We start from the raw sequence: 14,535 nt of genomic DNA, 5'->3' as shown, positions 1-14,535 counted from the left end.
ACGCTCCATGGCCGTCCGGCTCAATCCGATGTCCGATCGTCTAACCTGTGGCCGTGGACGTGCTGGCCGATCTTCTCGACGGCGTGCGGGCCCGCGGGGCGCTGTTCCGGCAGGCGGTCATGAGCCCGCCGTGGGGGCTGCGGTTCGCGCACGGCGCGCCGCTGACCCTGGTCACGATGCTGCGCGGGGAGGCGTGGATCGTCCCGGCGGGCGCCGGGGAACCGGTGCGCCTGCGCCCGGGGGACGTCGCGGTCGCGCGCGGGCCGGCGCCGTTCACCGTCGCCGACGATCCGGCCACCCGTCCCGGTTACGCCGTGACCGACGCCGACTACTGCGCGCGGGCCGACGGGACGGAGGCGGGCGAGGAGATCGTCCGGGACGTGCGGACTTGCGCCGTCCGCGACCCGGGCGCTCCCGCCCTCCTGCTGGCCGGCGCGTACGAGAGCGAGGCGTCCGGCGGGACGAGCGAGCGGCTGCTGAGCGCACTGCCGGAGCTGCTGGTGATCCCGGACCCCGGTGCCCTGCCGCCCCTGCTCGACCTGATCGCCGCCGAGGTCACCGCGGAACGGCCCGGGCAGCGGGTGGTGCTCGACCGGTACCTCGACGTGCTGCTGGTGTCGGTGCTGCGCGCCTGGTTCGACGGCGCCGGCGCGCACGCGCCGGCGTGGTACGGGGCGATGCGCGACCCGGTGGCGGGCCCGGCCCTGCGGCTGCTGCACGCCGACCCGTCCCACCCCTGGACGGTGGCGGGACTGGCGGCCAAGGTCGGCGTCTCCCGCGCCACGCTCGCCCGCCGCTTCACCGCCCAGGTCGGGGAGGCCCCGATGGCCTACCTCACCGGCTGGCGCATCGCCCTGGCCGCAGACCTGCTGCGCGAGACCGACGTGACCGTCGCCTCGATCGCGCGCAGGGTCGGCTACGCCAACGCGTTCGCGCTGAGCGTCGCGTTCAAGCGCCTGAACGGCTCGACGCCCAGCGCGCATCGCGCGTCGGCTAGCCGATGGTGACGGTGGCCTGGCGGGTGACGCCGTTGACCTTGACCGCGAGCAGCACCGTGCCGGGACGCAGCGCCTTCAGCTTGCCGGTCGCCGGGTCGAACGCGGCGACGTGCTGTGGACGGGCCGTCGCCGGGGCTCCGATGTGGAGGTTCGGTGAGCCGCTCCAGTCGGCGCTCATCGGGTAGGCCAGGGGCATGTCCCGGTCGTGCTGCCGGAGCGTCGCCCGCACGTCGGCGGTCTCCCCGGACGGGACGTCCTGCGGCGCCTTGAGCGTCAGCTCGTCGACGTGCGGGCGGACCTCGGCCTGCAGCCACTCGGGACGCGCCCGCGTCGGCGGGTTCACGCCGAACAGCGTCCAGCCGGTGAAACCGCCCTCGGCGGGCGTGGCCGACGGGTTCTTGCCCGAGTTGCCGTTGATGAACGCGGGCACGCCGTCCACCCGGGAGGCATTGAAGACGCCGACATGGGCGTTCACGACGGCCGCGCCCTTGCCGGTGCCGGCGCGGAACTCCGCCAGCCAGCGCTCCAGCAGCCCGGCCTCCTTGCGGTCGGCGAGCTGGCTGTTCTTCACCGGCAGAGGGTCGCGGGCCGGATGGTGGCCGAACACCATGACCGAGCCGACCGACGGGTCGCGGCGAGCCCCGTCCAGCGCGCCGCGCAGCGTTCGGAGCTGGTCGAACGAGCTGGTCCGGTACGTGCCGGTGGACGAGTCCATCAGCACGAACCGGGTGCCCTTGTGGTCGAACGTCCGGGACGGCTCGCCGAAGACCTTCCGGAAGTTGTCGATGGTGCCGGGACCGTAGATCTCGTGGTTGCCGGGGACGTAGTAGTACGGCAGCCGCCCGCCCAGCTCCTCGTCCAGGATCCTCTTGGCGAGCGCGAAGTCGGCCTCGCCGCCGGTGTCGACGAAGTCGCCGTTGATGACCAGGAAGTCGGGCTTGGCGGCGAGCGCCTCGCGCAGCGTGCGCCGGGCTTGGCGGACCTGGACGCTGTCGGGGTCGGCGGCGACGAACTGCGCGTCCGACATCACCGCGAAGCGCCACCTGGAGCCGTCCGCGGTGCCGTCCCGGATCACCAGCTTGTCGGGTGCGGGCCGGGCCGCGGGCGGCGCCTCCACCGACGGCGGCACCTTCGCGACGATGTCGTCGATCAGGACCTCGCCGGTGTACTGGCGGCTCGCGCCCGTCTCGATCGTGTAGAAGCGGCTCACCTGGATCGGGTACGCGACCGAGGCCGGCACCGCCATCTCGATGTACCGCCAGCCGCTCCACTGGATGTAGGGGCCGTACAGCGAGTACGACTGGCCGTTGGCGTCGGTGACGGTGAACGCCGTCCACTCGCCCTTGCCGTGCCCGTACACCCAGGCCCCGAGCGCCTGCGGCTGACCGTCGATCTTGATGGGCTCGGGCGGGTAGGCGTACGCGGTACGGGTCGCGGTCGACTGCGTGAAGTCGTACGACAGCCGCAGCCCGGGGCCCGTGCGGCCTTCGGCGACCGGCTCCACCTCGCCGGAGCCGCGCGCCGAGCCGAACCGCCACCGCGCGCCGTCGTCGAAGGACGCGATGGTCTTGGTGTCCAGGCCGACGCTGACCGGCAGCACCGTCTTGCGGCCCTTGACCTCGATCGTCACCAGCGTCGAGCCGGACGCCTTGCGCGGCGTCGCGGTGAACGTCCCGCCCTCGCCCGGCTTGACCTCCAGCAACGAGGTGTCGTAGGTGAACCTGGTGTCGGCCGGCTCGATCGGCGCGGTGTAGCCGTCCCCGTCGAACCCGACGACGCCGAAGGTGCCGGTGCCGTCCTGCCCGGGGATCGTCACCCGGTCGACGGTCGCGCCGATCCGGGCCAGCGGGCCCAGCACCGTCAGGCGGACCTGGCCGCGGGCCCCGCCGTCGGCGGCCGCGACCGTGACGCCGCCGGACTCGCGCGCGCGGAAGGCGCCGTCGCGGTCCACCGTGCCCTGCGGCCCGGTGACGATCCAGCGCGGGTCGCCCTTGGCCGGGCCCTGGGCCTCGTCGTGCCCGCGGGCGACGAGCCGGCGGGTCAGGCCCGGGAACACGCGGTCGGGACGTCCGCCGCGGGTCGGGCCGACACCGGGCGCCTGCGCCGGGTCGGCGACCGGCTCGACCCAGAACCCCTTGAGCCTGCCGCTGCCCTTGGCGAACAGCCCGATGCCGTTGGGCGTGGGACGCTCCGCGCCGTCCGAGGGCTGGTTCTCCACCTGCCCGCGCGCCTGCCCGGGCTCGCGCGCCAGCAGCGTGGACGAGCCGCCGCCGTCCAGGTTGACCGCGTCGTGCGCCCCGGCCTCCTTCATCAGTGCGGCCATCTCGGCGAGGGTCACGCCGCGGCTGTCGACCTGGCGGCCGTCCACCGTCAAAAGGATCATCCGCCGGCCGTCGGCGGTGAAGCCCGCCGCGGTGCGGGGATGCGCGGCCGGGTCGGTGAGCGGCGGCATCCGCCCGTCCTTGAGCAGGACCTGGTTGCCCCCGACGGCGAAGGCCGGGTCCTTCGCCGAGGACCGCGCCCGGTAGGCCATCGCCACCGCGTCGCCGGGCTTCAGCGTGCGCAGCAGGTCGCCGCCGCTCTCCCGGCCGAGCAGCACGAACCCGTTCGCCGGGATCGCGCCCGCGCCGGGGGCGCCGCCGACGGAGACGACCTTGCCGTCCACCACGAGGGCCTCGGCGACGCGCTGCGCGCCGTCCGCGAGGGAGCGGCCGCGCGTCGCCGTCCCCCACAGCGAGGTGAACGCGCCGATGCCGTCCTTCTTCACCGTGTGCGCGTTGAACTGGTCGAGCGGGACCTTGCGGCCGTCCGGCAGCGTCAGCTCGCCGTCCAGCAGCACGTCGGCGATCTGGCCGAGGCCGCCGGCACCGACCCCGGCCGTCGCGGTGGACCAGTCGGGACGGGCGGACTTGACCAGCCTGCCGCCGTCCACGGCGGGCCCGTTGGCGGCGCCGGTGCCGTTGATGTCGAAGAAGTCGCCGTTGACGCCCGCGACCGCGCCGGCCCGGTCGGCCTGCTTCGACAGCGGCTCGACCGAGGAGACCGCCCCCGGCGACAGGTAGCCCGCCCGGACGCCGCCGAGGTCGACGCTGAGCTGGTCGGCGCGCAGCCAGCCCTTGGCGTCCAGCCGGTCGAACGAGGTCAGCGCGGTGCCGGGCGCGACCGGGCGGGTCGTGCGCTCGGTCTCCAGCGCCGCCCCGGCGGCGCTCGGCCGGGGCAGCAGGAGCCGGTCGGCCTCGCGCGCGACGGGCGAGGCCGGATCGGGCGGTGCCGCGAGCGCCTGGCCGCCCGTACCGGTGACCAGGGCCGAGACCAGCCCGAACACGACGACACGCCAACGGCGTGGAAGTAGGGACACGAGCCGCCTCCTCGAACGCTCAGAGCGCGCCCAGCCAAGCGGATTCGCGGGTCGGCCGGATGGCCGGCGGGCGAACCCAGCACAAATGATCAACCTGCCGTCCCTGGCGAGGACCGCTGACTTGTCAGTCCTTTGCCACCGGAAAACGAACCTTGACCTGCGGCTTCGGATCGGATCCAGAGTCCCGGAGTGAACGATGGCCGCTTCCGATGGAGGCATCCGCATGAGACTGCTGCACGAGGTGTTCGATCGCCGCGAGGCCGGTGATCTCGACGGCGCGCTCGCCCTCGTCCGCCGGGCCTACACCGAGGCCCTGCCCGGCGAGGTCGCCGAGCTGATGTTCGTCCACGGCCGCCTGCTCCTGGAACGGATGGACCTGGCCACGGCCGAGAAGGTGCTCGGCGCCCTGCTCCAGTCCACCGGTGACCGGGCCCTGCTGCTCCGCGCGCAGACCGCGCTCGGCGAGGTGTACCGCGCCCAGGGGCGCTACGCCGAGGCCGAAGAGGTGTTCATTTGGACGATCACGCTCGCCGAGGCCGAGTGGGGCCCCGCGAGCCTGGAACTGGCCAAGGCGCTGAACGGGCTCGGCATCGCCAGCAGGCACGCGGGCGACTACGCGGCCGCCGAGGCCGCCTACCGGCGGGCGCTCACCGTCCTGGAGTCGGTGGCCGGCCCAGATCATCAGGACTTGGCCGGCCTGCACCGCAACCTAGGCGGCCTCGCCCAGGCGAGCGGTGACCTAGTCGCGGCGGCGGAACATGTGCGCCGCGCGGTCAAGGTCCGCGCACGGGCCCTCGGCCCTGACCATCCGAAGGTCGCGGCCGACCGCGCCGCACTCGCCCAGATCATGGCCGCCTGCCCAGACGACCTCGACACCGCCCCGCGGCACGACGCTGTGTTTATTCAATCCCGGCCCAGGGCGCTCGCCTGGCGGCTCGCGCCCTGACCGTGCTTGGTGCGAGCGCGGCATCGCTTCGCGATCTGGCCGGTGAGGCTCGCCTCCGGCGTCGCCCCACCGGCCAGGTAGCGCGCTCGCGCGTCACCTGCGGCCACGTCTAGACAGGCCCTAGCTGCAAGGGGCCTCCGTCCGCTGTGGGTCCCGCGCCCCGGGTATGGCGTCTGGTCCACTGACTGAGAGCACCGGCGGGCGGTGATCTGGTCCAGATCCCGTCGGAATGACGCTGTTCACCGCGCGTTCCCCGGCCCGAAGCGGCATGTGCCGGAGGAGTTCCTCGACCCCGGCCACATTGGCGCGGGGCAGCGCTCCCGCGCCTCCCCGGCACGTCCTGAGACTTCCCGCTCACTTTGAGATCCCCCACTCAGCAGGAGGTCTGATGTCCTCGCATGTCGATTCGGTGTCGCGGCGCCGGGTTCTGGGATGGGGCGGGGCCGGTACGGCCGCCGTCCTGCTCGGGACCGGTGCCCTCGGCGGCGCCGCCGCGCATGCCTTCACGCTCCGCAAGTCCGGGCTGTTCACGCTCGGTGTCGCGTCCGGCGACCCGTCCCCCGACGGGTTCGTGCTGTGGACGCGGCTGGCGCCCGAGCCGTTCGCGGCCGACGGCAAGGGCGGGATGCCCGACCGGCGGATCCGCGTTGAGTACGAGGTCGCCCACGACGAGCGCTTCAAGCAGGTCGTGCGGCGCGGCTCCGCCGTGGCCGCGCCCGAGCTGGGCCACTCCGTCCACCCCGAGGTCGCCGGGCTCGCGCCTGGCCGCGAGTACTTCTACCGCTTCCGCGCCGCCGGGGAGATCTCGCCCGCCGGCCGCACCCGCACCATGCCCGCCGCCGGTTCGCTGCCGCGCGGGCTGACGTTCGCGGTCGCGTCCTGCCAGGCATGGCAGGACGGCTACTACACCGCCTACGACCACATGGCCGGCGAGGACCTCGACCTCATCGTCCACCTCGGCGACTACCTGTACGAGTACGAGGTCACCAACAACAACCGGCGCGGGGTGACGGTGCCGCCGCAGTTCGGCACCGAGACCTTCGACCTGGCCCGGTACCGGCTCCAGTACGCGCTCTACAAGTCCGAGGCGCCGCTGCGGAAGGCGCACGCGCTCTTCCCGTGGATCCACACCCTGGACGACCACGAGGTGGTGAACGACTGGGCCGACGACACCGTCATCATGGGGCGCAACCCCAACCCCGACCCGGCCGAGTTCGCGCGCCGCAAGGCCGCGGCGTTCCAGGCGTTCTACGAGAACATGCCGCTCCGCCGCGCGCAGCTGCCGTCCGGGCCCGACATCCGGCTGCACCGGCGCATCGCCTTCGGCCGGCTCGCCGAGTTCACGATGATCGACACGCGTGGCCACCGCGACCTCCAGGCGTGCTCGTACGGCAACGGCACCGGCCGCACCCGCGACTGCGACGAGCGGGTCGACGCGTCCCGCACCATCCTGGGCGACCAGCAGCGCCGCTGGCTCCTGGACGGCTTCGCCAAGTCCTCCGCTCATTGGCAGATCCTCGGCAACCAGGTCCCGATGACCGAGACCGACTGGGACCCGGGAGCGGGCAAGGACCTTTGGGTCGACCCCTGGGACGGCTACGCCGCCGACCGCAACAAGGTGCTGACCGCCGCGCACGAGAACGGCGTCCGCAACCTCGTCGTCATCAGCGGCGACCGCCACCAGAACTACGCCGTCGACCTCAAGCGCGACTTCGACGACCCCGGCTCGCCCACCGTCGCGTCGGAGTTCGTCGGGACGTCCATCACCAGCGGCGGTGACGGCGCCGACGTCGACGACCTGGGCCGGACGTTCCTGTCCGCCAACCCGCACATGAAGTTCTACAACGCCCAGCGCGGCTACCTGCGCGTCAATGTCGACCGCGAGCGCTGGCGGGGCGACTTCCGGGTGCTTCCGTACGTCACCAGGCCGGGCGCCCCCGTCTCCACCCGCGCCTCCTTCGTCGTCGAGGACCGCCGTCCCGGCGTGCAGAAAGCCTGAGCGGCGCTGACCGCCCCGCCCGCCTCCGACCGCTAACGGTCGGAGGCGGGCAGTTCCGACAGCTCCTGGAGGAGGCCGTCGACGAGCCCGGCCGGCGCCCCCGCGGCCGACCGGACGAGCCGAAGGCCCTCGACCAGGTAGTTCTGCGCCGTGGCGGCGCGGCCGGCCCGGCGCTCCAGGCGGCCCAGTTCCAGGTACGCCTCGATGGCGCGCGGCTGGTGCTCCAGCAGGAACGTCCAGGTGTGCCGGGCCGGCTGCTCGGCGCCGAGCCGGGCATGGCAGCGGCCGAGCCGCAGCAGCGCGGACGGGCCCGGAGGCGACGCGGGGTCGGGCTGGAGCCTGAGCATCTCCTCCAGGTCCCGTTTGGCGTCCTCGTACCGGTCGAGAGCGAGGTTGGCGTCCGCGCGGGCGTCCAGGATGGCCAGCCGGGCCGGCGGTTCGTCGCCGGGAACGGCGTCGAGCAGCTTGAGCGCGGCGCTCGCCCGGCCCGTGCCGATCAGCGTGCGGGCCCGCTCGACCTCGCCGTCCGGCTTGGCGGCGGGCGCTTGGGCGGCGGTGTCGGACGGCGGGGACGCCGGGCCGCCCGTGCGGTCCGAGACGTACAGCCAGGCGTTGGCCGCGAACCCCTTGTCCGGGAGCGTGCTCCGCACCGGCCAGAAGTCCTCCGGACGCAGGTCGCGGAAGCCGTTGCGGATGACGTCCTGGTAGAGGTGGTCGGACACGATCACCGCCAGTTCGGCGTGCGGGTGGTCCTCGAGCGCGGCCTTGGCGGGCGGGCTGTCCAGCAGCCGGAAGCACTCCACCACCGCCGCGCCGTTGAACCCGGCCGGGCCCGGGCTCACCATCCCGCTGGTCAGCGCGAACCGCAGCCGGATCCGGGCGCCGTCGGCCAGCAGCCGGTTCTCCTGGTGCAGCGCGGCGCGCAGCCCGCGCACCAGATCGGGGATGACCGCGGTCTCGTCGATGTCGCTGGGCGGCATGATCAGTACCCCGTCGCCGCTGCTCTGCACGATCTCCTCGGGCAGGCCCGCCGCCCGGCAGGCCGCCAGCATCGCGTCGACCAGCGCCTGCTGCGCCCGGATCTGCTCGGGCACCAGCCGCCGGCTCCACCCCTTGATGTCCGCTGCCCCGCACAGCGCACGGCGCGACCGTGTCATATGTCCTCCTCGTGGGGACGCCCCGCCCGTAGTCTCCCGGCAGGGCGGGTCCGGCTACCCCGACGAATGCGGAAAGCGGCGGAATCGCCGGGTCACCTGAGCTCGCCGGGGACCTCGATCTCGGCGACCCGGGCCAGGGCCGGCACGTCGAGCAGGAACACCTTGCCGCGCTGGCACATGACCAGCGGGCCCAGCGCCGGGCGGCTCATCGCCTTCTGCACCGTGGTCTCCTTGGCGCCGATCAGCATCGCCAGCTCCGACTGGAGCAGCTCGACCATCAGCGTGCCGTGCTCGCGGCGCGCCAGCCGCCGCGCCTGGTAGAGCAGCGCCCGCGCGAGCCGCACCTCGACGTCGTACCCGGCGGCGTCGGCCCGGTAGGTGTTGGCCTGGTCGAGCCGGTGGCTGATGAGCCCGCCCATCGCCAGCGGCGCCTCGGGGTAGGCGGCCAGGTACTTGCGGAACGGATCCGGACGCAGCACCAGCACCGTGCTGCGCTCCCGGGCCGTCACCGTGGCGGACCGCACCCGCTCCTGGCCGAGCATCGCCATCTCGCCGACCAGGTCCCCCGCGTGCCGGATGCCCAGCAGCGACTGCGAGCCGTTCTCGACCGTGACGGTGATGTTCATCCGGCCGCTCAGCATCAGGTACACGGTCGTGTCGGCCTCGCCTTGCCGGACCAGGATGTCGTTCCTCTGGAGCGTCTTGGACGCGCCCAGCCGGAGCAGCGCCTGCTGGGCGGGCGCGGACAGCCGGCCCATGAAGGACAGGGAGTTCCAGGTCGGCATGGGAGTGCTCTCCTCAGAGCGTGGGCCAGGCTGCCATCGCCTGTCGGCGGGCCAACGGGCTCAGGCCGCTATGGAGAAGGGACTCCAGTATGGCGTTCCCGTCTGGGACGTTCAGCGGATCATCTGACACTCCGTCCTGGTTAGAGCATTCTGGCCTCGACGCCACCCTGGCCAGCGCGGCCGCGCGCAGCTGCTCCGCCGCCTCCTCCTCGCCCCGGCGCCCGGCCTCCCGGGCCAGGACCGCCAGCGGCTTCGCGCTCCCCGGGTCGGCGTCGGCCGCCTCGTTGACGAACCGGTCGCCGGTGACCGGATCGTCCTGGCCGTAGGCGAGCAGGGCCAGGTGCAGCAGCAGCTCGTGGTTCAGCGCCTCGATCATCGGGGACGGGACGTGGTGCGCACGCGCGATCCGCAGCCCTTCGCTGAGGTAGGCGCGGGCGAGTTCCGCGCGCCGCTCCGTCCTGCCGATCAGGAGGTAGGTGTAGGCGTTGCGGGGCCAGCGGCGGGCGAGGTGCCGCCAGACCTCCAGCGCGGCCGCCGTCTCTCCCAGTTCGAGATGGCATTCGCCGAGCTTGAGCAGCGCGGCGGGAAGCGGATGGACGGCCAGCGCCCGCCGCAGCAACGCGACCGCCCTCCCGTGCTCGCCCCGCTTGATGCGGACGTCGGCGCACCACAGAAGCCACCGGAGGACGACGGCGGCGGTACGCCGCGGCGCCGAGGAGCGGGCCCGGCGCAGCGGCCAGATCCAGGTGTCGGGCCTGCCGGGAGATTCGAGCCGCTGGAACGAGGGGAACGCGGCCGCCGGCGTGCGGGACCGGGTCTCGTGGTAGAGCAGGTCGCTCAGCAACACGACAAGCGGATCGGGATGTGCCCAGTCGGTCCCGGGTGCGGCCGCGAGCATCCGGGCCGAGTCGGCGAGCGCCTGCTCCGCCGTGGCGCCGCCCGCCATCGCCGCCGCGGCGGCCATCCGCAGCCGTCCCCGCACCCGCGGCCGGTGCCGCACCAGATGGCCGACCAGCGCCGGCAGCAGCAGCGCCGGATCGGTCCGCAGGACGAACACCAGCCGGTCCCCGCTGTGCAGGACGTCCCCGTCGCCCTGCGCCGCCAGGCCCCGGCCGGCGGACCAGAGGGCCCCGGCCAGCGCGGCGCGGGCCCGGATCCGGTCGAGAGTGTCCCAGTCGTGCCAGCCGTCGATTCCGAAACTGACGCAGAGAATGCGCTCGTCCTGCTGTGCCATGAAACCAGCATGCCGGGTGAATTTTTTCCGCTGCCCGCTCCAATGCGGGTTTCAGTGCTCCACGTACTCCTCGGGTATGGAACGGTATCCCCGGACGTTCTCCGGAATGCGCAGCTCCTGCGCCGCCGCGGAGGCCACCATGGAATTCAGCATCGCCGACATGGCCTCGTCGAGCGCCTCGCCGGCATCGGCCAGCTCGCCGGTCGCCAGGTAGGTCTGCAGCGTGGACATCCTGCGCAGAATGGACTCGACGGCGTCTCCGAAACCGTAGGAGATGATGTGCGGATGCGGCTTCCAGGCCGGGTCCACCAGCCGTTTGTGCGCCGCCTCCCACGCCCCGTCCGGACGGTCCGACGGCGCGCCGTCGGTCAGCAGGAACACCACCGGGCGCATGACCGTCACCCCCTGTCGCCGCAGCATGGGCAGGTCGTGCTCGACGCGCGCCCGCAGCATCTCGAACATCGGCGCGAAACGCGTCGAGCCGCCGCACCGGACCGTCGGCATGTGCCGCAGATTCTGCAGCTCGGTCATCTTCAGCACCAGATTGGGCTGCGCGGAGAACGTCAGGATCGACAGCTGGATGAACTCCGCGAAGCGCGGGCTGGTGAACAGCTTGTTGAGGATGTTGCCAAGTGTCCGGTTGAGCAGACTTTCATGCTCCGCCATGGATTTCGAGGTATCCAGAACGACATAGGTCGGCATTCCCTTGTTCTCGCTCACGGTGGTCTCCTCAGGGTGCGAAGCCGCCAGGGAAGGGACAATCTGCCGCGCCCGGCCGCCCTGCCGTCCGCGTGCTCGTATTCGTACTCGTCCGGCTCCGGTACGTATTCGTCTTCCGGTTCCGGTTCCGGTTCCGGTTCCGGTTCCGGTTCGGGGACGTACTCGGGCTCGGGGGCGTACTCGGGCTCGGGGACGTACTCCTCGTCCGGTTCGGGCTCGCGTTCCACGGCTGGGGGGCCGGGCGGCCGCGGGACGGTCGCGCGTGCGCGGCGCTCGCGCGCGGCGGCGGAGTCGCAGGCGGTGTCCAGCATCTCTAGCAGCGCACCGCTCACCGGCCGCAGATCGGGCGGCCCGGTCACCCCGGCGAGCAGCTCGCGGCCGAGTTCGGTCGACCGCAACGGCTCCGGCAGCGCCCCGTGCGCCCGCCGAGGGTCGCCGCGCACGCCCGTCAGGCAGCGCAGGACGGCGAGCGCGACCTTGTACCGGTCGCTGCGCACGTCGAGCCGCCGCCCCGACGGCGCCTCGGGATCGGCCCACCCGTTGGTCTCCACCCAGGCGCGGTCGCCGAGCCCGCACGCGTCCACGTCGATCACGAAGACCCGGCCGGTGCCGCGCGCCCAGAACGCGTTGGAGTACGACCAGTCCCCGTAGACGACCCCGTACCTCTCGAAGAGGGCGGCGACGCGCAGCAGGTGCCGCGCCACGCGCACCCGCTCCTCCCACGTCGGCGGCTCCAGGCCGCAGCGCCCGTAGAAGCCGGAATCCAGCGGGACGAGCTGGTCGATCTCGATCGAACGGACCTCGGTCTCGCCCGACAGCAGCCGCACCGGCCCGAAGAACTCCGGCGGCGCCTTGGCCAGCGTCACCCCGACGGTCCGGCCGCCGTCCACGACCCGGCTGGCCGGCCAGCACACGCTCTCGTCCACGACCGCCAGCCCGCGCGCGCTCATCTCGCCCGGCAGCGCGATCAGCCGGTCGAGCACCTCGTCCGGCTCCTGCGGGAAGCCGGGACGGTACAGCTTGACCAGCCAGCCGGGGTGGGCGGCGCTCTCGTACAGGACCGTCGACTGGCCGTTCTCGGTGGCGATCTCCGCGCCCCGCGCGGCCACCTCCGCGAACTCGACGACCGGCCCGAACGGCCGGTCCGACCAGGCCCTCACCGGTCGCACCACAGCACGACGGCGGTGCGGTCGTCGAGCAGGCCGCGCGCCTCGTACCCCACGTCCTGGACGAACGCGGCGACATGCGGCGGCTCGTCCCACCGCCGCGCGAACCACTCGGCGGTCCGGCCGGTGAGCGCGTCGCCGATCCCGTCGGTGGCGAACGCCAGGACGGCGCCGCGCTCCACCCGGACGACGGCGTGCCGCGCCTTGCCGGGGTGGAAGGGCAGGAACTCGCTGAGCCGTCCCGCGTCGAGCCCGCCCTTCTCCGCGCCGCCGATCCGCCGCCAGCCGGGTCCGCCTGACGCGCCGGTACGGTGCCAGGCGCCCACGTCGGCCAGCCAGGCCAGCCACACGTCCCGTCCGCCGGCCGCGTCGGGCTCCACCGGGACGACGGCGGCCAGCGCGGCGGCCCGCACGTCGTCCTCGGCCAGGCCCTGCCCGTGCGCCGCTCCCGCCATCTGCCGGGACGCGTCCAGGAAGATCCCCGGCGCGTCCAGCGGAACGCCCTTGCCCAGGTCGGCGCGCAGCCGTCCGACCAGGGCCGTGACGGCCACGTTGGCGCCCACATGGGAGCGCTTGCTGTCGGACATGCCGTCCGCGACCGCCACCAGCAGGTACCGCTTGGCGGTGTCCCGGCCGAGGCGGTAGGCGTCCTGCCGGGGCTGGGCGGGCTCCTCGCAGCGATGCCCGGGCCCGACCATCGACGCCGCCCGCACCGTCAGCCCGCCCACGCTGACGGCGTCGGCCGCGATCCCCGACAGCGCGGGCTCGTCGGGCAGCCGCCAGGGCATCCGCGCCGCCCGCGTCCCCCGGCCGTTCGGCCGGGGGAACTCCATGCCCTGGTACGTCGGCTCCGCGGGACGGTCGCGGCGGCGGATCACGGCTCGTCCCGCAGCCACGGCGCGGCGACCCAGTCGCGCACGCCGTCGCCGGGTTCGTCCTCGACGATGTCGGCGGGCATCACGTCGTCGTCCTCGTCGGCCGGTGCACCGGTGTGGTCCGCCGGGTACCGCTCCTCGTCCTCGTCGTCCTCGTCGTGGTGGCGGGCCTGGCCCAGCTCGCCCGCCGGCCGTGCGGTCAGCCGCGGCGGCGTGATGGCGTCGCCCGGCTCGCCGCCCTGCCGCTCCTCCAGGATCGACATCACGTTCTCCAGGTCGGCGGTGTCCTTGACCAGGTCGTTCTGCATGAGCGCGCCCAGCCGGCCGTCGACCCGGTCCTTGGCCTTGTCGCTGCGCTCCTGCAGCCGGTCGAGCACCTCGGCGGCACGTGCCGGATCGTCCCGCAGCAGTCTCTTGTAGATGTCCCACTCGGAGCCGACGTCGTTGACCCAGCCGCCCTTGATCTCCTCGACGACCTGCTCGTGCCGGAGGTCGTCGATCTCTCCGGCGCGGGCCTGGTAGCGCTCGCCGTGCTCGACCAGGGCGGTGCAGTGGAAGACGCCCACGCCCTCCGGGAACCGCGGCGGCCGGTTGCCGAACTCCCGGTCGAGCTGCTCCTGGAAGTCGACCGCCCGTCCGATCGCGAACCGGCGCCCGTGCGTGCGGGTCACCTGCCACAGCCGCGGCCAGATGATCTGCAACCCGTCGGTGAGGCCGCGCTCCAGCACCGCGACCGGATCGGTCACGCCCCAGTCGATCTCCAGGGTGACCCGGAACCGGGGCGTCCCGGTACGGCTGTCCACCTCCCGGGTCATGACCGCGTGCCGGTGGGACAGGTCGACCACGTACCGCATCGTGTACCTGCGCATCTCCCACCACTTCGGGTGGGGGTGCAGCCGGACCTTGCCGCCGTGCCTGTCCTCGAAGATCAGCGCCTGGTGGCTCGGCACGGTGATCGGCGTCGCGTTCTTCGCCGGCGTGCTGCCCACCACCAGCGGGCGCGCCATGGCCGGCTCCGCGGCGTACGCCGCGGGCCCGGGAACGGGAGCGTAGACGGGAGGCGGCGGTGCCGGAGCAGGAGGCGGCGCGGCGCCGTCGCCCGACTCATCGGGGGGAGTTGCCGGGTTCTCAGGATTCATTGAAATCCTCCGTGGAGACCCCTACGCCTTCAGGCAGGGGAGGAAACGGACTCCTGCGGAGCAGGGGACGATCCGCTGTCACAGCGGATCGTCGTCCGCCACGTATCTGCTGGAAAAGTCGAACGGGCGTGCTAATCTCTGGGTTGCTCGACTGGCGA

At 73.3% G+C, this 14,535-nt stretch carries 11 protein-coding genes; 3 read left to right on the top strand and 8 right to left on the bottom strand.

The genetic code is table 11. From position 1 onward, the window contains the following. Nucleotides 1–53 precede the first annotated feature (53 nt). A complete protein-coding gene (locus ABD340_RS26505) occupies nucleotides 54–1,007 on the top strand; it encodes an AraC family transcriptional regulator (protein ID WP_425547458.1) in 954 nt (317 codons plus the stop codon). Here the strand turns inward: ABD340_RS26505 and ABD340_RS26500 are convergent. Then, on the bottom strand, nucleotides 994–4,356 hold the full coding sequence (locus ABD340_RS26500; protein ID WP_344592467.1) for a phosphodiester glycosidase family protein: 3,363 nt from the start codon (nucleotides 4,354–4,356) through the stop codon (nucleotides 994–996). The two genes, ABD340_RS26505 and ABD340_RS26500, sit on opposite strands and share 14 nt — an antisense overlap. A gap of 223 nt (nucleotides 4,357–4,579) precedes the next feature. Between ABD340_RS26500 and ABD340_RS26495 the strand changes: the two genes are divergently transcribed. Continuing rightward, nucleotides 4,580–5,302, top strand: a complete 723-nt coding sequence (locus ABD340_RS26495; protein ID WP_344592466.1) for a tetratricopeptide repeat protein — start codon at nucleotides 4,580–4,582, stop codon at nucleotides 5,300–5,302. A gap of 388 nt (nucleotides 5,303–5,690) precedes the next feature. Then, on the top strand, nucleotides 5,691–7,301 hold the full coding sequence (locus ABD340_RS26490) for an alkaline phosphatase D family protein (RefSeq protein WP_344592465.1): 1,611 nt from the start codon (nucleotides 5,691–5,693) through the stop codon (nucleotides 7,299–7,301). 32 nt (nucleotides 7,302–7,333) lie between these two features. Here ABD340_RS26490 and ABD340_RS26485 read toward each other — a convergent pair whose 3' ends face one another. The 7 genes from ABD340_RS26485 to ABD340_RS26455 form a co-directional block, all read right to left on the bottom strand. Beyond that, nucleotides 7,334–8,458, bottom strand: a complete 1,125-nt coding sequence (locus ABD340_RS26485; RefSeq protein WP_344592464.1) for a tetratricopeptide repeat protein — start codon at nucleotides 8,456–8,458, stop codon at nucleotides 7,334–7,336. A gap of 92 nt (nucleotides 8,459–8,550) precedes the next feature. Continuing rightward, nucleotides 8,551–9,243, bottom strand: a complete 693-nt coding sequence (locus tag ABD340_RS26480; RefSeq protein ID WP_344592462.1) for a Crp/Fnr family transcriptional regulator — start codon at nucleotides 9,241–9,243, stop codon at nucleotides 8,551–8,553. Between the two features lie 13 nt (nucleotides 9,244–9,256). After that, nucleotides 9,257–10,477 carry a tetratricopeptide repeat protein gene (locus ABD340_RS26475; RefSeq protein WP_344592461.1) on the bottom strand — a complete coding sequence of 407 codons (1,221 nt, stop codon included), beginning with the start codon at nucleotides 10,475–10,477 and terminating at the stop codon, nucleotides 9,257–9,259. Nucleotides 10,478–10,528: 51 nt separating this feature from the next. Continuing rightward, the gene (locus ABD340_RS26470) at nucleotides 10,529–11,197 is read right to left on the bottom strand and encodes a vWA domain-containing protein (RefSeq protein ID WP_344592459.1); all 669 of its coding nucleotides are present in this window, start codon (nucleotides 11,195–11,197) and stop codon (nucleotides 10,529–10,531) included. Then, the gene (locus ABD340_RS26465; protein WP_344592457.1) at nucleotides 11,194–12,357 is read right to left on the bottom strand and encodes a hypothetical protein; all 1,164 of its coding nucleotides are present in this window, start codon (nucleotides 12,355–12,357) and stop codon (nucleotides 11,194–11,196) included. Before ABD340_RS26465 ends, ABD340_RS26470 begins: the two co-directional genes overlap by 4 nt. After that, nucleotides 12,354–13,259: a protein phosphatase 2C domain-containing protein gene (locus ABD340_RS26460; protein ID WP_344592456.1), complete on the bottom strand. Its 906-nt coding sequence runs from the start codon at nucleotides 13,257–13,259 to the stop codon at nucleotides 12,354–12,356. Before ABD340_RS26460 ends, ABD340_RS26465 begins: the two co-directional genes overlap by 4 nt. Continuing rightward, nucleotides 13,238–14,377, bottom strand: coding sequence for a hypothetical protein (locus ABD340_RS26455; protein WP_344592455.1), 1,140 nt, complete (start codon nucleotides 14,375–14,377; stop codon nucleotides 13,238–13,240). Before ABD340_RS26455 ends, ABD340_RS26460 begins: the two co-directional genes overlap by 22 nt. Nucleotides 14,378–14,535: the final 158 nt, after the last annotated feature.

The sequence above is a fragment of the Actinomadura vinacea genome (assembly GCF_039532545.1).
Classification (GTDB): domain Bacteria; phylum Actinomycetota; class Actinomycetes; order Streptosporangiales; family Streptosporangiaceae; genus Spirillospora; species Spirillospora vinacea.
The sequence above is the reverse complement of the archived record's forward strand: the minus strand, read 5'-3'. Positions and strand labels throughout refer to the sequence as shown.

Coding starts and splice junctions, on each gene's coding strand:
- ABD340_RS26495 (WP_344592466.1), top strand. CDS start 4,580: ATGAGACTGCTGCACGAGGTGTTCGATCGCCGCGAGGCCGGTGATCTC.
- ABD340_RS26490 (WP_344592465.1), top strand. CDS start 5,691: ATGTCCTCGCATGTCGATTCGGTGTCGCGGCGCCGGGTTCTGGGATGG.
- ABD340_RS26485 (WP_344592464.1), bottom strand. CDS start 8,458: ATGACACGGTCGCGCCGTGCGCTGTGCGGGGCAGCGGACATCAAGGGG.
- ABD340_RS26480 (WP_344592462.1), bottom strand. CDS start 9,243: ATGCCGACCTGGAACTCCCTGTCCTTCATGGGCCGGCTGTCCGCGCCC.
- ABD340_RS26475 (WP_344592461.1), bottom strand. CDS start 10,477: ATGGCACAGCAGGACGAGCGCATTCTCTGCGTCAGTTTCGGAATCGAC.
- ABD340_RS26455 (WP_344592455.1), bottom strand. CDS start 14,377: ATGAATCCTGAGAACCCGGCAACTCCCCCCGATGAGTCGGGCGACGGC.